Annotated in this window: 21 protein-coding genes; 12 read left to right on the top strand and 9 right to left on the bottom strand. The window is 67.6% G+C overall.

Features of this window, described 5'->3' with window-relative positions:
* Positions 1-16: 16 nt before the first annotated feature.
* Positions 17-1153: an ABC transporter ATP-binding protein gene (locus ACVWYS_RS16415; RefSeq protein WP_456509085.1), complete on the top strand. Its 1137-nt coding sequence runs from the start codon at positions 17-19 to the stop codon at positions 1151-1153.
* Between the two features lie 40 nt (positions 1154-1193).
* Positions 1194-3152 carry a glycogen debranching N-terminal domain-containing protein gene (locus ACVWYS_RS16420; RefSeq protein ID WP_456507572.1) on the top strand — a complete coding sequence of 653 codons (1959 nt, stop codon included), beginning with the start codon at positions 1194-1196 and terminating at the stop codon, positions 3150-3152.
* On the opposite strand, the gene ACVWYS_RS16425 is transcribed toward ACVWYS_RS16420, so the two are convergent.
* Positions 3105-3947, bottom strand: a complete 843-nt coding sequence (locus ACVWYS_RS16425) for a phosphatase PAP2 family protein (RefSeq protein ID WP_344362817.1) — start codon at positions 3945-3947, stop codon at positions 3105-3107. The genes ACVWYS_RS16420 and ACVWYS_RS16425 overlap by 48 nt on opposite strands.
* Before the next feature lie 80 nt (positions 3948-4027).
* Positions 4028-4627, bottom strand: a complete 600-nt coding sequence (locus ACVWYS_RS16430) for a YdeI/OmpD-associated family protein (protein ID WP_456507573.1) — start codon at positions 4625-4627, stop codon at positions 4028-4030.
* A 94-nt stretch (positions 4628-4721) separates the two neighbouring features.
* On the opposite strand from ACVWYS_RS16430, the gene ACVWYS_RS16435 reads away from it, so the two are divergent.
* The 5 genes from ACVWYS_RS16435 to tgt all read left to right on the top strand — a co-directional run bounded on the left by ACVWYS_RS16435 (position 4722) and on the right by tgt (position 9559).
* A complete protein-coding gene (locus ACVWYS_RS16435; RefSeq protein WP_456507574.1) occupies positions 4722-5492 on the top strand; it encodes a VOC family protein in 771 nt (256 codons plus the stop codon).
* Between the two features lie 121 nt (positions 5493-5613).
* A complete protein-coding gene (locus ACVWYS_RS16440) occupies positions 5614-6153 on the top strand; it encodes an NUDIX hydrolase family protein (RefSeq protein ID WP_091255041.1) in 540 nt (179 codons plus the stop codon).
* 121 nt (positions 6154-6274) lie between these two features.
* Positions 6275-7378, top strand: a complete 1104-nt coding sequence (locus ACVWYS_RS16445) for a DUF6707 family protein (RefSeq protein ID WP_456507575.1) — start codon at positions 6275-6277, stop codon at positions 7376-7378.
* Positions 7379-7501: 123 nt separating this feature from the next.
* Positions 7502-8227 carry an SRPBCC domain-containing protein gene (locus ACVWYS_RS16450; RefSeq protein WP_456507576.1) on the top strand — a complete coding sequence of 242 codons (726 nt, stop codon included), beginning with the start codon at positions 7502-7504 and terminating at the stop codon, positions 8225-8227.
* A 33-nt stretch (positions 8228-8260) separates the two neighbouring features.
* Positions 8261-9559 (top strand): tRNA guanosine(34) transglycosylase Tgt, encoded by a 1299-nt coding sequence (gene tgt, locus ACVWYS_RS16455; protein ID WP_456507577.1) that lies wholly within the window; start codon positions 8261-8263, stop codon positions 9557-9559.
* Between the two features lie 189 nt (positions 9560-9748).
* On the opposite strand, the gene ACVWYS_RS16460 is transcribed toward tgt, so the two are convergent.
* The 3 genes from ACVWYS_RS16460 to ACVWYS_RS16470 form a co-directional block, all read right to left on the bottom strand.
* Complete coding sequence (locus ACVWYS_RS16460) at positions 9749-9985, bottom strand: Gfo/Idh/MocA family oxidoreductase (RefSeq protein WP_456509086.1); 237 nt, start codon at positions 9983-9985, stop codon at positions 9749-9751.
* 83 nt (positions 9986-10068) lie between these two features.
* Entirely contained in the window at positions 10069-11088 is a 1020-nt protein-coding gene (locus ACVWYS_RS16465; protein ID WP_456507578.1) for a sugar phosphate isomerase/epimerase family protein, read from the bottom strand.
* A complete protein-coding gene (locus tag ACVWYS_RS16470; protein ID WP_456510076.1) occupies positions 11085-12263 on the bottom strand; it encodes a Gfo/Idh/MocA family protein in 1179 nt (392 codons plus the stop codon). The genes ACVWYS_RS16465 and ACVWYS_RS16470 overlap by 4 nt, the downstream gene beginning before the upstream one ends.
* Positions 12264-12415: 152 nt before the next feature.
* Here ACVWYS_RS16470 and ACVWYS_RS16475 point away from each other — a divergent pair, with 152 nt between their 5' ends.
* Both ACVWYS_RS16475 and ACVWYS_RS16480 read left to right on the top strand, forming a co-directional pair.
* Positions 12416-13429, top strand: coding sequence for a LacI family DNA-binding transcriptional regulator (locus ACVWYS_RS16475; RefSeq protein ID WP_116767111.1), 1014 nt, complete (start codon positions 12416-12418; stop codon positions 13427-13429).
* A 112-nt stretch (positions 13430-13541) separates the two neighbouring features.
* Positions 13542-14483 carry a type IV toxin-antitoxin system AbiEi family antitoxin domain-containing protein gene (locus ACVWYS_RS16480; RefSeq protein ID WP_456507580.1) on the top strand — a complete coding sequence of 314 codons (942 nt, stop codon included), beginning with the start codon at positions 13542-13544 and terminating at the stop codon, positions 14481-14483.
* Between the two features lie 122 nt (positions 14484-14605).
* On the opposite strand, the gene ACVWYS_RS16485 is transcribed toward ACVWYS_RS16480, so the two are convergent.
* The gene (locus ACVWYS_RS16485; RefSeq protein ID WP_456507581.1) at positions 14606-15301 is read right to left on the bottom strand and encodes a queuosine precursor transporter; all 696 of its coding nucleotides are present in this window, start codon (positions 15299-15301) and stop codon (positions 14606-14608) included.
* A gap of 303 nt (positions 15302-15604) precedes the next feature.
* Here ACVWYS_RS16485 and ACVWYS_RS16490 point away from each other — a divergent pair, with 303 nt between their 5' ends.
* The 3 genes from ACVWYS_RS16490 (at position 15605) to ACVWYS_RS16500 (ending at position 18193) form a co-directional block, all read left to right on the top strand.
* Positions 15605-16396 carry an ABC transporter ATP-binding protein gene (locus ACVWYS_RS16490; protein WP_456507582.1) on the top strand — a complete coding sequence of 264 codons (792 nt, stop codon included), beginning with the start codon at positions 15605-15607 and terminating at the stop codon, positions 16394-16396.
* The gene (locus ACVWYS_RS16495; protein ID WP_456510077.1) at positions 16396-17178 is read left to right on the top strand and encodes an ABC transporter permease; all 783 of its coding nucleotides are present in this window, start codon (positions 16396-16398) and stop codon (positions 17176-17178) included. The genes ACVWYS_RS16490 and ACVWYS_RS16495 overlap by 1 nt, the downstream gene beginning before the upstream one ends.
* Before the next feature lie 142 nt (positions 17179-17320).
* On the top strand, positions 17321-18193 hold the full coding sequence (locus ACVWYS_RS16500; protein ID WP_456510078.1) for a hydroxymethylpyrimidine/phosphomethylpyrimidine kinase: 873 nt from the start codon (positions 17321-17323) through the stop codon (positions 18191-18193).
* Between the two features lie 106 nt (positions 18194-18299).
* Here ACVWYS_RS16500 and ACVWYS_RS16505 read toward each other — a convergent pair whose 3' ends face one another.
* The 3 genes from ACVWYS_RS16505 to ACVWYS_RS16515 all read right to left on the bottom strand — a co-directional run bounded on the left by ACVWYS_RS16505 (position 18300) and on the right by ACVWYS_RS16515 (position 23103).
* A complete protein-coding gene (locus ACVWYS_RS16505) occupies positions 18300-19556 on the bottom strand; it encodes a serpin family protein (RefSeq protein ID WP_456507585.1) in 1257 nt (418 codons plus the stop codon).
* 116 nt (positions 19557-19672) lie between these two features.
* Positions 19673-21421 (bottom strand): pyruvate dehydrogenase, encoded by a 1749-nt coding sequence (locus tag ACVWYS_RS16510; RefSeq protein ID WP_456507586.1) that lies wholly within the window; start codon positions 21419-21421, stop codon positions 19673-19675.
* A gap of 200 nt (positions 21422-21621) precedes the next feature.
* Entirely contained in the window at positions 21622-23103 is a 1482-nt protein-coding gene (locus tag ACVWYS_RS16515; protein WP_116767119.1) for a helix-turn-helix domain-containing protein, read from the bottom strand.
* Positions 23104-23186 lie beyond the last annotated feature (83 nt).

Consider the following 23186-nt stretch of genomic DNA (forward strand, 5'->3'; position numbering starts at 1 on the left):
TCTCCCAGAGCCGCGGATCGCGGCGTCCGTGGCGCCCAGCACCAACAGCCACCTGGAAATCGACGCGGTCACCAAGAACTTCGGGCCCCAGGCGGTACTCAAAGGCGTCAACCTCTCCGTCGCCAAGGGCGGAACGACGGCGATCGTGGGACCGTCCGGTTCCGGCAAGACCACCCTCCTGCGGCTGATCGCCGGCTTCGAACACCCCGATACCGGCACCATCTCACTCAACGGCAGCAAGGTGGCGGGAGAGGACGCCTGGGTCCCGGCCCACAAGCGCCACGTCGGCTACGTGGCCCAGGACGGCGCCCTGTTCCCGCACTTGACCGTGGGCCAGAACATCTCCTTTGGCCTGGACAGCGGCAAACTCCCCGGCGGACGCAGCGGCGTCAAGGCGCGGGTGAGCGAACTATTGGAAATGGTCTCGCTGGACCCGTCCACGGCCAAGCGCCGCCCACACCAGCTCTCCGGCGGCCAACAGCAGCGCGTCGCGCTGGCCCGGGCGCTCGCCCGCGAGCCCGAGCTCATGCTCCTGGACGAGCCGTTTTCCGCCCTGGACGCCGGCCTGCGGGTGGCGACCCGCCGCGCGGTGGGCCAGGTCCTGAAGGACGCCGGGGTCACTACGATCCTCGTCACGCACGACCAGGCCGAGGCGTTGTCCTTCGCCGACCAGGTGGCCGTGATGCGCGGCGGCAAGCTGGCCCAGATCGGCAACCCGTTCGTCGTCTACACACGCCCGGCGGACCGCGCCACCGCGGAGTTCCTCGGTGACGCCGTCATCCTGGATGCCTGGATGGAAGGTTCCCTGGCCACGTGTTCGCTCGGCGGGATCCCCGTGCGACGCCCGCCGGCGCAGGGCCGGGTCCAGCTGATGCTCCGGCCGGAGCAGATCCGCATTTCCGAGGACGGCCCCATCCGCGGCACCGTGGTGGACACCGACTACTTCGGCCCCGAGACCACCGTCCGGCTCCAGCTCCCCGTCCCGCCGGTCCTTGCCGCCGGCGCCGTCCCGGACCACCGCTACCCCGGCGGCGGGGAAATCATCACCATCCGGCACTGGAACGCCTCCATCGCACGCCCCGGCACCGAGCTGAGGCTGCGCGTGGTGGGCGAGGCCGTGGCGTTCCCGATGGACGACGCGCCGGTCCAATAGGACATTGAGCCCTCCGTGGGCCGCGGCATAGGGTGGGCGAATGACTGTTCAGCCAGGCCTGCACCGCCAGCACTGCTCCGTTGCCGCCCCGACGCAGCTGTGGCTCGATCCCGACGGCCGCCTGGCCGGCGAGTCCAACCCGCCAGGCGCCAGGCAGTCCGGTCAGTCAGCCGGGCAGTCCGGCGATCCGGCCGGCGGGTCCACCGATCCAGCCGGGTTCACCGGGCTCCTTCACGGCGACACCCGGATGCTCTGCCGCGCCCTCGTACGTGTCAACGGCCTGGAGCCAGAACCGGCCACCGTCGAGACCCAGCCCGGCGGCGTGCTGCGCGTGCGGGGACTCGTCCGGGGCATCCCGGGGCCCACAGAAGATCCCGCCGTCGAGCTTGTCCAGACTTGGACCGTGACGCCCGGAGTGGTGCGGCATGCCCTGCAGCTGCGCACGTCACTGGATTCCCTCGACGTCGAGATCGACGTTGAGCTGGCCGCCGACTTCACCGACATGGCCCAGATCCGGCTCAGCCGCTTTCGCGACGCGTCCGCGCCGGTCTCGGCCGACCAGTCGGCGTTACGCTGGCGGGAGGGCGGGAAGAGCTTCGCGGTGGCGGCGCCCGGTGCTGTGACCCCGGAGGGCCGGCTCGCCTGGCGCGGGAGCCTGGGCCGGGGCCGGCCGTTCGAGGCCGAATGGCAAGCCGTTCTGACCGACGATGACGACGCCGTGGTGGCGGCGCGGCCGCCCGCCCCGCGGCCGTCGCGGACCGGACCGGCCGGGGCCCTGGGCCTGCTCCTGGACAACTCCCTGGATGAAGTGGCCGGGCTCCGGCTGGCCACCCGCCAGCTTCCGCACGCTCCTTTCATCGCCGCCGGGGCGCCCTGGTACTTCACACTGTTCGGGCGCGACTCGCTGTGGGCGGCGCGGCTGCTGCTGCCGCTGGACACCGGGATGGAGACCGGGCTTGCCGCGGGCACGCTGCGGGCCCTGGCGGCCTTCCAGGGCACTCGGACTGACCCTGCGGCTGCCGAGGAACCCGGCAAGATCCTGCACGAGCTGCGCTCCAAGGAACTCGTGCTCGAGAGCCAGGGCCTGCGCCTGCCTCCGGTGTACTACGGCGCCGTGGATTCCACCCCGCTGTGGCTTTGCCTGCTCGGTGAACTCTGGCGTGCCGGGCCGGACGACGCCGTTATCCGGTCGCTGCTGCCGAATGCGGCACGCGCCGCGGACTGGCTGCTCGCCGCCGGCGCGGGAGCGGGCAACAACGCCGGGTTCCTTAGCTACCGGGACGCGACCGGGCACGGCCTGAGCAACCAGGGCTGGAAGGATTCCCGGGATGCCATGCAGTTCCGCGACGGCCGGCAGGCGGAGGGGCCGATCGCCCTATCCGAGGTGCAGGGCTACGCGTACCAGGCGGCCCTGCAGACGGCCGAGCTGTTCGACGCCTACGGGGAACCCGGTGGCCCGGCGCTGCGGGACTTCGCTGCCGGCCTCCGGCTCAGGTTCCGGGAGCGCTTCTGGGTTGACGACGACGCCGGGCCCTTTCCGGCCATGGCCCTGGACGGGCACGGGGTTCCCTTGGACATCCCGGGCTCGAATATGGGACACCTGCTGGGCACGGGCATCCTGGATGCGGCCGAAGCCCGGATCGTGGCTGACCGGCTGGTGAGCCCGGAGCTGTTCTCCGGCTACGGCGTGCACACGATCTCCCGGCGTGCTGCGGGGTTCTGGCCCTTCAGCTACCACTGCGGATCCGTGTGGAGCCACGACACCGCCATCGCAATCCGCGGCCTCCTGGCCGACGGGTTCATCCCCGAGGCACGGAACCTGGCCGATGGCCTGCTCGGCGCGGCAGCCTCGTTCGGGCACCGGCTGCCGGAGGTGTTCGCCGGGGTGCGGGCCGAGGACTCGGGGGTCGCGGTGCCCTACCCGGCGTCGTGCCACCCGCAGGCGTGGTCCTCAGCCTCGGCGGTGGTGATCGCCCAGGCGATGGGCGTCGGGCTCTAACAGCCCGTCTTCTGACGGGTACTCCTGCGCCGCGTACGCCGGAGCCGGCATTGCCGCCTGCGCGGCCGGGACGGCCGGCGCCGGCAGCCGGGCGGCCCTGGCGGTGCGCAGCCCGTCGGCCAGGATGACGGTCCCGGTGACGGCGAGCGCCAGGCCGATGGAGGCGAGCACGTCCGTCAGCCAGTGATAGCCCAGGTAAAGCCGGCTGAAGGCGACCACCAGCGTCCCCGCGGCCGCGGCCGCGAAGCTGAGGGCCGACGTCGTTCGTTTGCTAGTCCGCGTGCCGCGGCCCGTCACCAGCAGGTAGCTCAGAACGCACAGGAAGACGCCTGCGCCGAACGTATGGCCCGAGGGGAATGACAGGGCGTCGTCCGGGCCAAGCATGAAATCGCTGGCGGCAGGCCGGGGGCGGGCGACGTCGTGCTTGATCAGAGTGGACACTGCAAGGGCTGCCGCCATGGCACCGACCAGCAGGGCCGGACGCCAGATTTCCCGTTTCCACGCCGCCCATGCCAGGGCCAGCATGCAGCCGATCACGGTCATCCACAGTGGCGACGTCACCGTGGTCACGGCCGTCAGGATGGAGGTGGCCAGCGGGTCCCGGGACGCCACGAGCCCGTCGTGCACGGGCCCGTCCAAGGCAGCGGCACCGCTGTTCGACTGCACCGCGGCAAGCATGGTCCAGAAGATCGTCTCCCCCGCGACCAGCAAGCCCGCGGCCACGAAGAAGAGCCGCCGCTGGGACGGCAGCGGCGGGCGGGCGGAGGGTCGCGGAGCACGCTGGGCAGGGAGCATCGCTCCATCCTGCCAGCGGCAACTACCCGTAACCCGGACGGTTTCTGGGAGTTCTCTGGGATCCGCGGCGGGGGCCGCCGTTACTCTTCCCGGGGCCGCTTGGTCTGCGGGTACGGCGTTTCGAACCGGGCGAGCATCTCCACGAACCCGGCGATCTTCCTCTCTCGCGTAGCGGCCTGCTTAACCTCGTTCGTGCGATAGATCAGGGCATACCGGTTCACCGAGGTCAGGACCTCGAACATTGCCTGCGCCCGGGGCTCCGCCGCGATGGCCGCGGCGAGGTCTTCCGGGACCTCTGCCGTGGCCGCGCCCGAATAGGCGGCTTCCCAGCGCCCGTCCGCCTTGGCGCTGAGGACGGCGGCCTGTCCGGCCGGGGCCATCCGCCCCGCCGACTCGAGTCGTTCAACCCGCTCCACGTTCCGCGCGGACCACACGCTCTTGGGTCCGCGCCGTGTCATCCGCTGGTAGGAGCTCTCCTCGTCCCGCCGTCGGCCCTGCCCGTCGATCCAGCCAAAACACAGCGCCTCCTGCAGCGCAGCCTCGTAATCCAGCTCGGTCACCGAGCCGCCTTTCTTGTGCAGCACCAGCCATACGCCGGGGCTCTGCGCGTGATGCCGCTCCAGCCAGGCACGCCACGCGGCGGCATCCTTGACCAGCAATTCCTCCAGTTCAACAGCCATGGCCCTATTGTGCCCTTCGGACCTGACCACAAGTGCCGCTTTGGTGGGACGATATCCCTGCGAACCGAAACCCGTGACCACCCGAGGAGCAACGATGCTGCGCGTCCGCCCGATCCACTTCACTTCCCGCCTTGATGAATGGGAGCGGCTGCTCACCGATCTGGGCCTAGTCAAGACAGTAGACGAGCCCACCTGGCGGGTGTTCGACGCCGGTTCCGGCCGCCTCGCCCTTCACTTCGTCGAGCAGGGCTCCGCAGAGGACGGCACCACATCCTTCGGCGTCGAAGTGGGCGATCTGAAGGAATTCGCCCGGCGGACCACGGAGGCGGGGGCGCAGGGCGGTCCCGGCCCGGCCGGCGGCACCACCGCGGAACTCATCGAAGCGGACCACGGGTCTTCCTGCCGTATCACCGCTGCCGACGGTTTCACTTTCCTCGCGGACACGGCCACGCGCGATGCCGACGGCAGCTGGGGCGGGTCGGCGGAAGCGGACCCGGGCCTCGCCGTCGTCGGCGTCTGGTTCTCCGAAAACGCCGTTGCGGCGGCGCAAACGCTGCGCGATATCGGTGCCCGGCCCCGGCCGGTCCCGGGCAGCGGCGCTGACACAGCGGAGTCCGAGGCGTTCACGGCGAAGAACGGCGGGATCTTGATGGTCGGTGCAGGCGCCGGGACCGCGCGTGCCGGCTTCGGCTTCGAATACGCCGGCGACTTTGACGCCCTGCATGAGCGGCTGAACGAGGCGGGTCACGAGGCGGCGGTCATTGAGGAAGCTGCCATCCCGACCCTGCACGTGGTCAACCCCGATGCGGACGGAGTGGCCGCCCACCCGCCGCTCTGGATTTCCGCGGCACCCGCGGAGGGCTGAGCGCGGCAGGACCCTATGTGCCGGATCCCGTCCGCGCGGTGCACCTACCTGGGGCACAAACAATATCCCCGATCTGAGGCGCGGCGCGGGGAACGGGTCAGGGATGGGGTAGAACTTAACCATGAATGTGCGCACCCCTGACCCGAATCCCGGCTGGCTCTCCGACGACGACTTGTTCGAAGCGCGGGGAAGGCTGCCGATGGTCTACGTCGAGGCCGTTCCGGTCCGGCTGGATCCGCTGGGGTTTGTTAACGAGGTCGGCACCCTCCTGCAGGCCGACGCGGACGGCACCATGGTCCGCTCCCTGGTTTCGGGCCGCGTGCTCTATCGCGAGACCATCCGCGCCGCGCTCCTCCGCCACATGGAGAAGGACCTGGGCCCGCTCGCCTTCCCGCAACTGCCGGTCAGCCCCGTGCCGTTCACCGTGGCCGAGTACTTCCCGTCGCCGTCGCACACAGGCTTCACCGATGACCGCCAGCACGCCGTCGCCCTGGCGTACATCATTCCCGTCACGGGAGAATGCTCCCCGCGGCAGGACGCCCTGGAGCTGACCTGGATGACCCCGCAGGAGGTCATGAGCTCGGACGTGCAGCTTGAATTCAGCGGCGGCCGCGGTGCCCTGATCCGGCAGGCGCTGGCTTTCGCGGGAGTCGGCAACTAGCCGGTTCCCCTGGGTCCGGCGCCGCCCCGGGGACGCTCGGGGCAACAGCAGCGTCCCCGACTTCGGGCACCTGATTTTGTAGACTGTTGGGCGGACTGCAAGAGAACTTTAAGGACTCCCGATGACCCACCCGCCAGCCTCCCGGAACCACAGTGAACTTCAGGCTGGATCTCTACGGGCCGGCGATCACCTGATTCTGCCCGATGGAAACCGCTCCGCCGAGGTCCATCAGGTGGACGTCGAAACCGACGATTTCGGCACGCCCGCCATGGTTCTGGCGACCCTCAGCGGCGGCGGTGTGCTGCGGATCGCGGCAGGATCAACGGTGAGGATCACCGAGAACGCGGAGGAAGCGGAGACGGCTGAGATTGACGCGGAGGACACGACGGCGGCCGCGGAGTTCACTGATTTCGCGGCCGCCGGCACCGCCGATACAGCACCCCCGAATACAGGTTCCGCTACTTCCGATGCCAGCGCATCCGACGCCGATGCCTCCGACGCCGGCACGGCCCCCGCCCCGGGCCAGGAGGGCTCCGAGGCGGCGGCGCCCGGCGTCGTCGTTCCTCCGCTGCCCCTGGTGCCGCCCGCGGTGAGCGGACCCAGCGAGACGGAGCTGGCGCTCATCCCGGCGCCGGACGGCACACCGGAATCCGTGGTGGAGGCCGTGGCAGAGGCCCATGCGGGCGCCGTCGGCGTGCTCCTGCTCAGCGAACGGCTTGCCAAGGGCATCAACACCAAGTCCGGGAGCTGCCTGAAGGACCTCAGCGACCTCGCCCACGAGCTCTTCGTCATGCTCAAGGACGCCGAAAACGCCCTGGCCGTCGCGGACCTGCTCAACGTCCTGCCGTTCGACGGCAACCCTGGCCGCTGGGCCTCGGTGGAGGCGTCCTTGGCGCTCTCCAGCTACATTTGCCGCCAGCTGGGGCAGGACGAGCGCGCCGGAATCTACGAGAAATTCCTTCGCGCGCCGGAGGCCATGGAAGCAGACCCGTTCAAGGCCAGGATCAACGCCAAGGTGCGTCAGCGCTCGCTCAACGAGCCCAATCTGTACGACAAGGAAATTTTCCGCTCGATCGACAACTCCAACCCTGATGCGGAACGCGAATGGCGGCTGCTCCGGCTCGAGGCGCTCCTGTTCCTGCGCGCGCACGGCGGCTCTGAAACCATCGGCGCCGCCGAGCTGGAACGCCGGATCGGCAACGAGCTGGAATCCGTCCGCCCCTAAGGGCCTCGCGATCGTTCCCATCCGGTCCTGCCGGTCTTCTCCGGTCCCAGCCGGTCCTGCCCACCCGTTCGCCCTACCCGTTCGCCCCTACCCGTTCGGGGCCTGGCGTTGTAGATTCACCCCATGACGAACAATCTGAGCGTTGTGATCAATTCGGACGCGCAGCAAGTTTGGACCATGCTGCGCGAACCCGCCAGAATCGCCCAATGGCACGGCTGGAACGCCGATGACCAAGAGGCCGAAATCAACGAAATCTACTTCGGCCCCAATGTGGTCGAAGGCGCGGACCACACCTCCCTGGTGGTCGACGGCGGAGACGTCTTCACCTTGAAACCTGTCCCCACGGGCACGGAAGTCAGCGTCACCCGGGCGGCGATCGACCACAATTCCGAATGGGCCGCGTGGGACGAGGACATCACCCAAGGCTGGCTGACCTTCCTCCATCAGTTGCGCTTCGCCTTGGAACGGCACCCGCACGGCAAACGCCGGACCTTCTTCTTCTCCGTGCCCGGCACCGGCGGCTCGGCGATAGAAAACCTCGGGCTCAGCGACGTCCCGGCGCCCGGGGACACGTATTCGCTCACCCTGCCCACGGGCGAGGAGATCTCCGGCAAGGTCTGGTTCCGCAGCAATCACCAGGTGGGCCTGACGGTCCACAACTACGCCGAGCACGGCGAGGGCCTGCTGATCGTGGCGGACCAGCCCGCCATCGCGGACGTCCGGCCCGACGGCGGATCCCTGGCGATCGTCTCCACCTATGACCTCGGGGCCCACCAGCTGGACGCGATCCGCAATTACTGGGACAAATGGCGGGCTGAGAACTACCCCACATCGGATCCCGTCCACTAAGGCTTAGGCCGCGTTAGCTGGCACACTTGAACCGTGCCAGCCAATCCTGTCTCTGCTTCTTTGCCGCCCGCGCCTGCCCGGCAGTCCGAGTTCTCCTTCCGTGTGGGCAAGCGCCTGAGTGAGGCGTGCCCGCCGTCGGCCGGTCAGATCGCCGCCAACGGCGGGGAGTTCCTGGGCCGGACCGGCACCATCGCCACCCCGCACGGCGAGATCCAGACTCCGGCGTTCATCGCCGTCGGCACCAAAGCCACGGTCAAGTCCGTGCTGCCGGAATCCATCGCCGAGCTCGGCGCGCAGGCCGTGCTGGCCAACGCGTACCACCTGTACCTGCAGCCGGGAGCGGACATTCTGGACGAGGCCGGCGGGCTGGGCGCCTTCATGAACTGGCGCGGGCCCACGTTCACCGATTCCGGCGGCTTCCAGGTGATGAGCCTGGGCTCGGGGTTCAAGAAGGTCATCGACATGAAGTCGGTGGACCATTCAGGGCCGGACGACGCCGTCGCCCCCGGCAAGGAACGCCTGGCCCACGTCGATGAGGAAGGCGTGTGGTTCAAGAGCCACCTCAACGGCGACCGGCACCGGTTCAGCCCCGAGATCTCCATGAACGTCCAGCACCAGATCGGCGCGGACATCATGTTCGCGTTCGATGAGCTGACCACGCTGCAGAACTCGCGCGGCTACCAGGAGGAATCCCTGGAACGCACCCGGCGCTGGGCCGAGCGGTGCATCACCGAGCACTTCCGGCTCACATCCGAGCGCGTCGGGAAGCCCTACCAGGCGCTGTTCGGGGTGATCCAGGGCGCCCAGTACGAGGACCTGCGCCGCAAGGCCTGCCGCGACCTCGGCGCCATGAATTTCGACGGCTTCGGCATCGGCGGCGCACTCGAGAAAGAGAACCTCGGCACGATCGTGCGCTGGTGCAATGAGGAGCTGCCGGAGAACAAGCCGCGGCACCTCCTGGGCATTTCCGAACCCGACGATATCTTCACCGCAATTGAGAACGGCGCAGACACGTTCGACTGTGTCTCCCCCACCCGGGTGGCCCGGAACTCGGCGTTCTATCACCCCACCGGCCGGTACAACCTCTCCGGCGCCAAGTACAAGCGCGATTTCGGCCCGCTCCAGGAAGACTGCGACTGCTACGCCTGCCTGAACTATTCGCGGGCCTACATCCACCACTTGTTCAAGGCCAAGGAGATGATCTCGGCGACGCTGATCTCGATCCACAACGAGCGCTTCGTGGTGAAGATGGTGGACGATGCGCGCCTGGCCATCGAGTCGGGCAACTTCTTCGACTTCAAGGCCGAGACCCTGGGCCGGTACTACTCCTAGGTTCCGCTGCCGCCGTCCAGGTCGCCGAAACAATTCGGACCCGGCGTCGAATTCGCCGGAACCTCTTGAGGTCGCCGCAACGTTCCGGACCCGGCGTCGAATTCGCCGGAACCTCTTGAGGTCGCCGCAACGTTCCGGCGATTCCGCAGCTTTCCGGCGACCTCGCGATTCACCGCACGACGGCGGCCCCTACTCCGGGTGCTGTCCGTCCAGCCCCACAACCCTGTTCTCCAGTGCGCTGCGCCGGGCGGCGTCGAGCACCTCAAGGGTCCGTACCCCCTCGACGGCCGGCACCGGTCCGGGCCCGCCGTCCCGAACCGCGCGGGCGAACTCGGTGTAGAACCCGGCATAGTTGCCCTGCTCCGAGTCCGATGCGCACCGTATGGGGCCCTTTCTGTTCGGGCGCTGTCCGCACCGCCGTCGAATTCGCCGGAAAGCTGCCCGTTCGCCGGACTTTTACGGCGAACCCGGCGCTTTCCGGCGACCTCGGGGTATTGATCGAACGACGGTCAGTTCGTGAGGTGCAGCGACGCCGAGAGCGCCGCGTCCGCGTCCCGCAGGACCTTGGCCGCCACCTGGAGGCCCTCGATCCGGCCCAGGGAGGTGTCCTCATGTTCTATGTTGACGAGCATGTTCGGGTCCACCTCGTACAGCGCGCGCAGGAACTCCGTCCAGTAGGCGGTGTCGTGCCCGCGGCCCAGGGCCACGAAGTCCCAGGCGGAGTTCTTGGGCCACTCGTTGGCCCACTCGTCGCCGCCGAGGTTGGTGCGGTTTTCCTCCGGGGAAAGCCTGCGGAAGCTGTTGTCGAGGACACCGTAGAGCGCGGCGTTCTCAGTGTTCACTCGGACGTCCTTCGCGGCTGCCTGGAAGACCAGCGGACCGAGTTTGCGCACCACCGCGACCGGATCCATCTGCTGCCAGAACAGGTGCGAGGCGTCCAGCTCGACGCCCACGTGGGTCGCGCCGGTCAGCTCAATGAGCTTGTACACATCGGCGGTATTGAACACGATGTTCTGCGGGTGCAGTTCAAGGGCAACCTTGACGCCGTGGTCCGCGGCGAGGCGGTCGGTTTCTTTCCAGAAGTCGGCCGCGATGCTCCACTGGTAGTCCAGCACGTCCAGGGCGGCCGAGTTCCAGGCGTTGACCACCCAATTGACGGTGGTGGCCCCGGGTTCGCCGCCGGGAAGGCCGGACATGGTCACCACCCGGTCCTGTCCCAGCCTGTGCGCCAGCCGGATGGAGCGGCGGATGTCCTCGGCATGCTTCTCGCCGATCTCCCGCTTGGGGTGCAGCGGGTTGCCGTTGCAGTTCAGGCCTGCAATCGAAACGCCGGTCCCCTCGAAAATCGCGAGGTAGTCATCACGGGCCGCATCGCTTTCGAGGATCTGGTCCATGGTGGGAACATGGACGGCCGGCAGGAATCCGCCGGTGTTGATTTCGATGCCGGTCAGTCCGAGGTCGGCGATGACCTTGAGGGCCTCGGGCAGCGGACGGTCGTGCAGGATTGCGTTGTAGACGCCGAGTTTCATAGCGTGATTTTCTTTCCGTTGTTGAGCGCCGATTCGGTGACCGCGCCGAGCAGTTCCATGTTGCGCACGCCCTCGTCGAAGGTGGCGCAGCGGGGCAGCGACTCCGCCTCGCTGAGACCGGCAACTTCCTCCAGGAACGCCCGGGCCTGGTAGCCGAAGGCGTCGTTCTGTCCGAAGCCGACTTCAGGGGCGTCCATGGCCAGGCCGCCGGCGATGTAGGGGTGGCCCGGGCCGAGGATGACCTGGCGGTAGCCGTTCTCGTTGCCGGGGCCGTCGTTGAGGAACAGCTGGACTTCGGCGGGGCGGCGCTGGTCGAACTTGGCGGCACCGTTCTCGCAGAACACTTCAAACTGGAGGCTGTTGGCGTGTCCGGCGGCAACGCGGGAGACTTCAAAGCTGCCGGCACCGTTTTCGAACTCTGCGGAGAACGCCGCGTAGTCGTCGTTTTCGACCGGCTCGAAGGTGTCGCTGACAGCGACGTGGTCGTGGCCCATGACCGCGGCGAGCGGGAGCGGGCGCTTGTCGATCACGGTGCTGAGGTGCCCGCCGCTGATGGACTTGATGTCACCGCAGAGGAATTCGGAGACGTACGTGAGGTGGCTTCCGACGTCGGCCAGCGCGCCGGAGCCCTGGCCGCCCTTGTAGCGCCAGCTCATGGGGGCCGAAGGGCTGAACCCGTAGTCGGTCCAGTAGCGCCCGCTGAAGTGCAGGACGTTGCCCAGGACGCCGTTGCGGATGAGGTCGCGGATGTAGGCGATGCCCGGGGTGCGGCGGAAAGTGAACCCGATGCGCGCGATCGAGCTGGCGTTGCGGGCTGCCTCGGCCATGGCGCGGGCGTCCTCGATCGAGTCGCTCAGCGGCTTTTCGCACAGCACGTGCTTCCCGGCGGCCAGCAGGCCCTCCACGACTTCGCGGTGGAGGGAGTTCGCGATCACGACGCTCACGACGTCGATGTCATCGGCCTCGGCGATCGCCTGCCAGGAGGTGTCATTGCGTTCGTAGCCAAAACGCTTCGCCGCTAGAGAGCCGAACTCGGCGTTGACATCGCCGATGGAGACCAGCCGGATGGGAGGAAGAACCGGGCTGTACAGCGTGGACGCCGTCCGGTAGGCGGCCGCATGCGCCTTTCCTGCCATTCCGGCGCCGATTACGGCAACTCCTAAACTGTCAGCCATCGATTTCTCCTTTGAAATTGCCAGGCCGACGGCCCGACTCTAGAAAATTGGAGCGCTACAAAAATTAGCGCTGATAAGAAGCGTAGCTATGTGAATATGTCCTGTCAATGGTTGGACGGCTATCCTCGAATGACACATGAAAGGCTCTGCAGATGACGCTGAACACCTCTCGAACCCGCCGCCCGACGATCTACGACGTCGCCAAGAGCGCCGGCGTCTCCCCGTCGCTGGTGTCCCTCGTGCTTCAAAACCCGTCGAAAGTCAGCGAGAAGCGCCGGGAGGCTGTCCGGGCGGCCATGTCAGAGCTAGGGTACCGCCCGAGCCGGGCAGCGACCACGCTTGCCAGCAGCCAGACGAAAAGCATCGGACTGGTCATTGACGACTTCCGGAACCTCTGGTTCGTGGACCTCCTGCGCGGCATGGAATCCGCTCTCTCCCCCCACGGCTACCAGGTCACCCTCGCGGATTCCCGCCCGGGCGAGAACCGCATCACCGAAGCCGCGGACGGTCTGCTGTCCATGCACGTCGAGGGCCTTGTCATCGCGGCCGAGCCGAGCGAGTCGATGATGGCGGGGACCTGGGTTCCGGCCGTCGTCGCCGGCTGGCGCAACGGTGTTCCTGCCGGCGCCAGCCTCATTACCAATGACGACGACGGCGGCGGCCGCATGGCGGCGGATCACCTACTGGGGCTCGGCCACACGCGGATCGGACACCTCTCGGGCTCCGGCGGGGCTGCCGCCCACCGGCGCGAGGGCTTCCGCAGCGGCATCACGAAGGCCGGCGTCGAGCATCGGATCGCCGGCGAATCGCAGGGGACCTCCGAGGAGGACGGCTACGCGGCCGCCTGCTGGATTCTTGACCACCACCCGGACACGACCGCACTGTTCGCAGCCAACGACACCATGGCCCTGGGCGCCCTCGCCGCGGCCAAGGCGCGCGGCCTGTCCGTTCCGGCAGACCTCTCCGTGATCGGCTACGACAATTCCCAACTGGCCAAGTCGCGGTACCTGGACATCACGTCCGTCGACAACCGCAGCGACGTCGTCGGCGTCGATGTCGCCAACACCCTGCTGGCCCGGATCCAGGACCCGGCCCTCGAGCCCGAGCGCAAGCTGATCGAGCCGGCCCTGATCGTCCGGGGCACGACGGCGCGCGTTTCCGGCTGATACCGGCGCGTCCCGTTCCGGGCCGCCGGCGAACTCGTTATCCACACCGCCGTTATCCACATAGCGACGGCGGAGCCTCCCGGGCGCGTCGGCGGTACCGGACGCTGGAGCCATGTCGCAAAACCCCTCGCTGCAACTGCCCCCGACGGGCAATCTCTGGCGCACAGAAGAACTGCTCGACCTCGGCTACGGCTCGCGGACCATCCGATCCCTCCTGGATTCGGGCGCCCTCGTCCGGCTCCGGCACGGCTGCTACATCCGCACCAGCCTCTGGAACGCCCAGTCCCCGGACGTCCGGAGCAGGCAGCGCATCTTCGCGCACGCCCACGGAACGCGTACGACGTCGACGGGCACCTTCCTGTACAGTCACACGTCCGCAGCGCGCCTCCGCAGCCTGTTCCTCTGGAACGTGGATGACGCCATCCACGTCCTGCAGAAAGTGCGCCCGTCGAACGAGCGCCATGGCAGGGATGTCCGGTGCCATACACGTCCCTTTGCCGAACACGACGCCGACGTTGTCCGCGGCCTGCGGACGACGTCTCTGGAACGGACGGTTGCCGACTGCGCCATGATGCTGCGCTACAGGCAGGCCTTGATCCTCACCGACCACGCGCTTCGCCTGGGTGCGGATCGAGTAGCCCTGCAGACCATGGCGGACGCACTGGATGGCCGCCGGGGGATCCGGACGTTCCGCCGCGTCCTCATCACGGCCGATCCACGGTCCGAATCTGCCGGCGAAACCCTGACCCGCGAGCTGATTCACCGGCTTCGGATCAAGCCTCCTGAGCTGCAAGTGGAAGTATCAAGCCGCGCCGGGCGCCACCGTCTGGACTTTGCGTGGAAAGAGGAGAAGGTAGCCCTCGAGTTCGACGGCAAGACCAAGTACTTCGACTACAGGCCCACAGCCGAGGTGCTCTTCGAGGAACGGCGCCGGGAGAAAGCCCTGGCTGAAGAGGGCTGGCTGTTCATCCGCGTTGAGTGGGAACACCTCTTCCGCGAGCAGGAATTCAGGAACCGGCTGCTTCGTGCTTTAGCCGGCCGCCCGCCCGCCTGACACGCCCGTGAGTCGCGAATTCGCCGGACGCCCGCGACGTCGCCGGAAACCTACGGCGACCCCGCAGGTTTCCGGCGAACTGGGCCACGGAACGGAACGACGTCGGGCACGACGGCGGATGCCTAAGCGCTGTAGCTCGGTTCGCGCTTCTTCACCCAGCCGATGGCGAGCGTGGTCAGCGGTACGAAGGCGAACTCCACGAGGGTCTTGTAGAGGAAGCCCACAAGGACATAGTTCACGAACATCCCGACGTCGGTAATTCCGATCACGGACGCGGCGATGCTGCAGAAGATCAGCGTGTCCACGAACTCGCCGGCCACGGAGGAGCCCATGATGCGCGCCCACAGGGATCTTTCCCCAGTGCGCGCCTTCATCTTTACCAGGATCCAGGAGTTGATGGTCTGGCCGGCAAAGAAGGCCAGTAGCGAAGCCAGCACGATCTGCGGGACCGGGCCCAGGGCGCCTTCCAGGGCCGCCTGCTTGGAGGCACCGTACTCGTCGCCGAAGCCCGGCAGGGCGATGATGACCCAGTAGCAGAGTGACGCGAAGACGGAGAGCGCAAAGGTGGTGACGATGGCCTTGCGTGCCACTTTGAAGCCGTAGACCTCGCTGATGACGTCGCCCAGGATATATGCCAGCGGGAAGAGGAAGAAGCCGCCGTCCGTGATGATCGGGCCGATCGCCACGCCCTTGGATGCCCCGATGTTGGACAGGATCAGCACCACGGCCATAACGGCCAGCATGATGCCGAAGTACGGGGAACCGATCGAGGCGAACTTCGGCGGCGCGGACACCGGGAAAGTCTTGGCGGACGTCATGGCATTCCATTCGTAGTGGTTCGCTCGGCGGCCCGCGCCCGCAAGGGAATACGCTGGTCCGCCGGCTGTATTAGCACTGGACGGCTCGGGCAAAAGAACCACCCGAACCGCCCTCCATTCTCGCACCCGGCCGTGCGGGCACGACGGTGCGAATCCGGCCCGGAGCCGCGAGTTCGCCGGAGACCTGCCGGTTCGCCGGAAACTTACGGCGATCTCGCACCTTTCCGGCTATTTCGATGCTGCCGGGCCCCGCACTGTGAACGTTCCGGGCATGGTGGCAGGATGGGGGCATGGAGGAGCCCCGTGCCTGACACCGCGGTTTCCACGCGTGCCCTCGTCAAGCGATACCGCGGAGTCACCGCCGTCGACTCGCTCGACCTCGACGTCCGCCGGGGCGAGATTTACGGGTTCCTCGGCAGGAACGGGGCGGGCAAGACGACCACCATCCGCATGCTGCTCGGCCTCATCCGCCCGAGCAGCGGGGAGGTGACGGTCCTCGGGCGGCGCATCCGGCCCGGCGAGACCAACGTGTTTTCGCGCGTCGGCTTCCTCGTCGAGACCGCTACCGCCTACCCCAACCTCACGGTGCGCGAGAACCTCGACATCCAGCGGCGGCTCACCGGCTCGCCAACCCGGACGGTCGCCGACTCGATCGCTCTGCTGCGCCTGGGGCCGTACGCCGACCGGCGCGCCGGGCAGCTCTCGCTCGGCAACAAGCAGCGCCTCGCGCTCGCCCGCGCACTGCTGCACGCCCCCGAACTTCTCGTGCTCGACGAACCCGCCAACGGGCTGGATCCAGCCGGCATCGTCGAGATCCGCGAGTTGCTTCGCTCACTCGCCGACGAGCGCGGCGTCACTGTCTTCATGTCGAGCCACATCCTCGCCGAGGTCGCCCACCTGGCGGACCGCATCGGCATCGTCCACGACGGCCGCCTCATCGAGGAGTCATCACGCGACGAACTCGCCGCGAAGGCGCGCGCCTTCGCGACCGACGCCTACACGTCCGAAGAACGCGAGCAGGCGCTGCTCACACTGGATCTGGAGCGCTACTTCCTCGCGCGCACGGGCGATGGCCCACAGGGCGGCGATGCCTGATGTTCGGTCAGGTTCTCGCCACCGAATTCGTCAAGCTCCATCGTTCCAAGGCAACGTGGGCCACCCTGGCGGTGCTCGCGATGATGCCGCCGAGCGTAGCGCTTTTCATGTGGATCGTCCGCGAACCGGGGCGTGCGGCCGAGCTGGGGCTTCTGGGCACCAAAGCGAGCCTTGCGGGGATCGAGGCGACATGGTCCGCATACTTCTACATGCTCACGCTGATCTTCGGCGTCGGCGGGATGCTGCTGCTGGCGTTCATCGTCGCTTACCTGTTTGGCCGCGAGTACAGCGACGCCACCGCCAAGAACATGCTCGCGCTGCCGGTGGGCCGTCACTGGTTCGTCGTCGCCAAGCTGCTGGTCGCGGCGGCGTGGTGGATGGCAATCGTCGCCGTCGTCCTCGTCGAGGCGTTGGCGATCGGACTGGCGATGGGCCTGCCGGGGTTCTCGGCGGAGCTGGCCGCGACCGGAATCGCACACGTGCTTCTCGCCCCGGCGATTTCGTTCCTGCTCGCACCAGTGGTCGCCTGGATCGCGGTGTTGAGCCGTGGCGAGGTGGCGCCCATCGCCTTCTCGCTCGTGATGCTGGCCCTCGGCAATTTGTTCGGCAAGACCGGCTGGGCGGAGTGGTTCCCCTACTCGATAGTCCCACTGCTGATCGGCATGGTGGCCGGCCCTATCGACTCGCTCCCGGCAGGCAGCTACGCGGTGCTTGCCGCGACATTCGTCGCAGGCGTCGCCGCCACGATCCTGCAGCTGCGGTTCGCAGACAACGCGCAGTAACCTGACGACGGCGGGGCTCAGCGCACCGTCCGTCACCGTGGTCCGCGTGATCCGGGACACTCGGGTTTTGTTCATACTGTTCACGGAATACTTGTTCAAGAGCACAATGCGGTCGGATTTAGCCCAATGGCAGGATGGGACCATGACTTCTACCGCATTCGACTCCGCTTCCCCGGCTACTACCGAAACCACAGTCTCCCCCGCCATCGCGCTGACCATCGCAGGCTCCGAAGCGACCGGCGGCGCCGGCGCGCAGGCTGATCTGAAGACGTTTCAGGAACTCGGCGTCTTCGGCATCGCGAACCTGACCTGCATCGTGTCCTTCGACCCTAAGGACAACTGGAACCACCGCTTCGTCCCGGTAGACCAGCAGGTCATTGCGGACCAATTGGAGGCGACGACGGCGGCCTACGGTGCCGCGTCCGGCGCATCGACCGTATTGGATACCGTGAAAATCGGCATGCTGGGCAGCCCCGCGACAATTGCGACCGTGGCTGCGGCACTGTCCGACGGGCAGTTCGCCAACGTGGTGCTGGATCCGGTGCTGATCTGCAAGGGCCAGGAGCCGGGGCACGCCCTGGACACCGATCAGGCCCTCAAGGCACAGGTCCTGCCGCTGGCCACCTTCGTCACGCCGAACCACTTCGAGGCCGAGTCGCTCTCCGGGCTGGAGATCACCGACGTCGAATCCCTCACGGCCGCCGCCGTCCGCATCCACGAGCTCAGCGGCGCCGCGGTTCTCGCCAAGGGCGGCGTGCGGCTGGAAGGCCCCGACGCCGTCGACGTCTACTACGACGGCGAAACCCTGGAAGTCCTGTCCACCCCGAAGGTGGGCGACGTGGCCGTGTCCGGTGCCGGATGCTCGCTGGCCGCCGCGGTGACGGCCGAACTCGCGAAAGGCGCGACCCCGCTGGAGGCCGCCCGGACGGCCAAGGCGTTTGTGACCGCGGGGATCCGGAACCGGGTGGCCTCGGGCGCCCCGTTCGACGCCCTCTGGCAGGGCGGCCCGCGCTAGAGCCTTTCCGGCCCGTGTGCCGAGTTCGCCGGAGACTCTCCAGTTCGCCGGAAGTTGGCGGCGAACTCGAGAGCTTCCGGCGACGTGGAGCCCGGCCAGCCGCCCGTCAGCGGGGGTCGGCCACAGTTCCCATGAACAGGGGCAGGCCGGATTCGACGTGCACGATCTGGTAGTGGAACGGCCGGTCGAAGTCGATGGTCTGTTCCGGCTCCGGCGGCAATCCGGTCACCATGCCGTCAATTCGGGTCACCGCCGCGGCCACCGTCCCCTTCTCCGCGGCAGTGATGCTGGCAGCCTGCGCGGCCTTGGTGATAGTGAGTCTGCTCTGGATGGAGTCGAAGTCTTTGGTGGTGGTGAGGGTTGTGTCCAGCCCCAAGGAACCCAGCACTTTCCGAAGGTCGAAGCTGCTCTTGTGGTCCCACCTGGGCAGGGAGATCAGCACGAGGACCTCGGGGGCCGTGTCCAGTGCCGCCGCAATCTCCGCTAGGGTGGCGGCCGTGAGGGTCTCCGGCCCTTCGCCGGGACCGGGCAGCACCAGCCGCATGACAAAACCTTTTGCGTACGGCAGGTCCACGACTCGCCAGCGGGCACCCTCTGCATAGGCCAACTCCAGCATGTTGTGCATCGTCGGGACGCTGATTTCCTCGCCACCGGACTTGGTGAAGGGGCTGTCCTGGGTGTCGTTGGGGTCGAAAGGCGACCGCCACGCCGCGGCGAAGTACAAGGCGTTGAGGAGGCTGAAAGTGCAGTCGCGATCGTACTCCGCAGGCGCTTTCTTGATCCGGCCGCCGGTGTTCTTGTTCACCCAGGCGTCGATTGCAGGCTTGGTGGCGGCCTCATCTTGGAAGTCCACCGGGTACACGCCGGTGCCATAGTGCTTGGCAAGGGTTGCCAAGTAGTTCTTTCCGGTTGGCACGCCCGTGTCCGCAAACAGGCCATTGGCCGCGTGCATGACCGGCTTCCGTGGCGGGTCCTTTTCGTCCACCGAGCCAGGATCGCCGTCGTACGCCGCCAGGAACCCGAGCAGGGCGTTCATTGCCTCATCCCGGGTGCCGGCCGGGAGTCCCAGGACCTTGTCCATTTCGACGGCGCTCTCCCCGGAGGCCCCTGCCCGCAGCATCGCGAGCGCTATCAGCAGGCTGCCCGGGGACGACACCACGTTTCCTTCGGCCCCTTCACCACCGTCGGCCAGGAGAGCCGCTCCCAATGTCAGGGCGGATGCCCGGAATGCCCGAAATTCGGCAGCGTACGCGGCGCGGTCCACCGCAACCCGCTCAACGCCGTCGGCCGTCAACAGCGACGGTGGCGGGGGCGAGTATGCGGCGAGCGCCCCGGCGCTCCGCGCTGGCCCGATTCCAGCCATGCGGTGATTTTTCATTGCCACTCCCGTCGTATCGTTAGTACCCAGTTCGCCTGAATCTCTCCAGTTCGCCGGAAGTTTCCCGCGAGCTGGAGAGTTTCCGGCGAACCCGGAGGGCCTCAGCGCCGCGGGATGTTGCGCAGGTTGCTCCGGGCCATGCTGACGGCCTCGCCGGCGCCCCGGTTGAGGACCACCTTGGACATGGCCGTGGCGAAACCCAGGACCTGGGCGCCCTTGATCTTAGGCGGGAGGGACAGCGCCTTGGGGTCCGTGATGAGCTCCACGAGCGACGGGCCGGGATGGGCAAACGCTTCCCGGTACGCGGCCTCGATGCGGGACGGGTCCGTTACACGCACGGCATGGAACCCCAGGGCCCGGGCGACGTCGGCGTAGTTCGCATCGGGGACGTCCACGCCAAAGTCAGGGAGCCCGTCCACCAGCATTTCGAGTTTCACCATGCCGAGGGTGGAATTGTTGAAGACCACGACGTTGACCGGAAGCCGGTGCGCGGCGACCGTGATGAGCTCACCCAGCAGCATGGACAGGCCGCCGTCCCCCGAGACCGAGACCACCTGCCGGCCGGGGTAGGCCAGCTGAGCGCCGATCGCGTGCGGCAGCGCGTTGGCCATGGAGCCGTGCAGGTACGAGCCGATCAGCCGGCGGGTGCCCAGCGGGTTGATGTACCGCGCGGTCCAAACATTGCACATGCCCGTATCCGCCGTGAAGATCGCGTCCTCTGCCGCCACCTGGTCCAGCAGCGAGGCCGCATATTCCGGGTGGATAGGCTGTTTCTTGCCCACGTTCCGGGTGTATGCGCCCACGGCCTTGTTCATGAGACGGTCGTGCTTCTTGAGCATCGCATCGAGGAAGCGCCGGCTCTTCTTGGCCTTGATCAAAGGCATCAAAGCCGCGAGCGTGGGGAGGACGTCGCCATGCACGGCGACGTCGACGTCGGTCCGCCGGCCCAGTTTGTGGGCGGCCCGGTCCACCTGCGCCGTCCGGGTTGCCGGCAGGAATTGGTCATACGGGAAGTCGGTGCCCAGCAGGATCAGTAGATCCGCGTCCTCGATGCCTTCGGCCGCAGCGCCGTAGCCCAGCAGCCCCGTCATGCCGATGTCATACGCGTTGTCGTACTGCATGAAGTCCTTGCCGCGGAGCGAATGGCCGATCGGCGCCGCGATCAGTCCGGCGAGCGCCACCACCTCATCGTGCGCGCCCTCGACGCCGGCCCCGGCAAAGATGGCTATCTTATCCGCCGCGTTGATGGCGTCTGCCAGCTCTTGAACGCTGGCGGGGTCCGGGGTCAGCGTCGCCGGCCGGAATGCGGCCGGCGCCGGGGTCGGGGCGGTTGCTTCGAGGCCGGCGATGTCGCCGGGAAGGGTCACGACGGCGACGCCCCGGAGCCCGACGGCGTGCTGGATGGCGCTGTGCATGACCCGGGGCGCCTGCTCCGCGGTGCTGATCAGTTCGGAATAGACCGAGCATTCGTTGAAGAGCCGGTCCGGGTGGGTTTCCTGGAAGAAACTGCTGCCGATCTGCTTGCTCGGGATGTGCGAGGCAATGGCCAGCACCGGCGCCCCGGAACGGTTGGCGTCGTACAGCCCGTTGATCAGGTGCAGGTTGCCGGGCCCGCAGGAGCCGGCGCAGACCGCGAGCCGGCCGGTCAGCTGGGCCTCCGCCGCCGCGGCGAAGGCGGCTGCTTCCTCATGCCGGACATGGATCCAGTCGATGCCGCCCTGCTGCGAGCCGCCGGTCTTGCGGACGGCGTCGACGAGCGGGTTGAGGCTGTCCCCCACGATCCCGTAGATCCGCTGCACGCCGGCAGCCTGGAGTTGTTCGATGAGCTGGGTGGCAAGTTCCTTGGCCATGGGTGCACGCTCCCGCGAGGTGGGTCGATGAGCTGTCACAGGCCAATATAGTCCGCCCTGCCGTCAGCCACGCCCAAGGCGACGCTCCCTCGCCTGATGTGCGGGAGCGACGCACTGAACCGCAGAAAATGCGGGAGCGACGGCAGTAAGCGGGCGGGACGGCAGGGTCCCGGAGAAACCCGCAGGACGTGAGGGGAGGATCAGCTTCCGGAGTGCGCCTGCAGGAAGGAGTAGACCTCGGTCTCGTCCACGCCGGGAAAGGCGCCCGGCGGCATGGCGGCCAGCAGGTGGGAGTGGGCCCGGGCCGAGGGCCAGGCGTTGCCGGCCCATTCGGCGGTCAGCGATGCCGGCGGGCGGCGGCAGCAGCTTTCGTCCGGGCAGGTGGATTTGGACCGCTCCGTGGTGTCGCGGCCGCGGAACCACTTCACGTGCGCATACGGGACACCAACGGAGAGCGAGAACTCCCCGTTGGCGGAGCGTTCGGTGCGGGCCGTGCACCAGAAGGTCCCGGCCGGGGTGTCGGTGTATTGGTTGTACGCGCTGAACTTGTCCGGGACGTCGAACACCACCCGGGAGGTCCAGTTCTTGCAGGACGGCTGGCCCTCGATGGCGCCGGTGTGGTCCTGCGGGAACGTCACGCCGTCGTTCTCGTAGGCCTTGTAGATGATGCCGCTCTTGTGGGTCTTCTGGAAGTGCGTGCGGAGGTCCAGATGCTGCGTGGCGAGGTTGGTGAACCGGTGCGCGGCCGTCTCATAGGACACGGCGAAAGCATCCCGGATGTCCTCGACGGCGATTTCCTTGGCCTGCTTGGCCCGCTGCAGGAACTCCACCGTGGCCTGTTCCGGGAGCAGGAGCGCGGCGGCGAAGTAGTTCGTGGCCACGCGCTGCATGAGGAAGTCCCCGTAGTTCGACGGCGTCTGGTGGCCCAGGACATAGTGGCCCAGGGCCTGCAACAGCACCGACCGGGGGTCGTGGTCGCTCCGTGCGTTCTGCGTGAGGTAAATTCTACGGTTCTTAAGATCCGTCACCGAGCGGGTGGAATGCGGCAAATCGCCCACGTGGTGGAGGCTGAAACCGAGGTGCCCGGCGATGTCCGCAATGACGTGGTGGGAGAGGGGTCCGCTCGTGTGGCCCACCGAGGCCAGGACCTTCTGCGCCTCGGCCTCATACTCCGGGAAGTAGTTGTTCCGTTCCCGCATCATGGCCCGCAGTTCACCGTTGGCGCGGCGAGCCTCCTCCGGTGTCGCCACCTGCTCGTTGAGCCGCCGCTCGAGTTCATGCTGCAGGCCCACCATGGACTCCAGCACGTCCATCGGAAGCCGCGAGCTGATACGGATTTTCGGCAGGTTGAGGGACTCGTAGATGGGGCTGCGCTGGTAGCGTTCCAGCTCGATCTCCAGCGCAGCGCGGCGGTTGGGCGGCTCGGCCCCGAGCAGTTCATCGATGCTGACCCCGAGGGCCCCCGCGAGCTGCTGAAGCAGGCCAAGCTTGGGCTCGCGCTTGCCGTTTTCGATCAGGCTCAGCTGGCTGGGGGCGGTCCCGACGGCGGCGCTCAGGTCATCGAGCGTGAGTCCGGCAGCCTTGCGCAGATGACGGACACGGCGGCCCATGCTGATGACGTCCACTTCCGGGACGGCAGGCGAGGCGGCTGAGGCGGGGCGGTTCCAGCTGGCGGGGTGCATTTATTGAGGATATGCGAAGAAGTGCATTTCTTTCCATAGCTTTGGTCTAGAAACCCCTTGGAAAGTGAAGAAAAGTAGATCTC

Source organism: Arthrobacter sp. TE12231, from assembly GCF_054062895.1.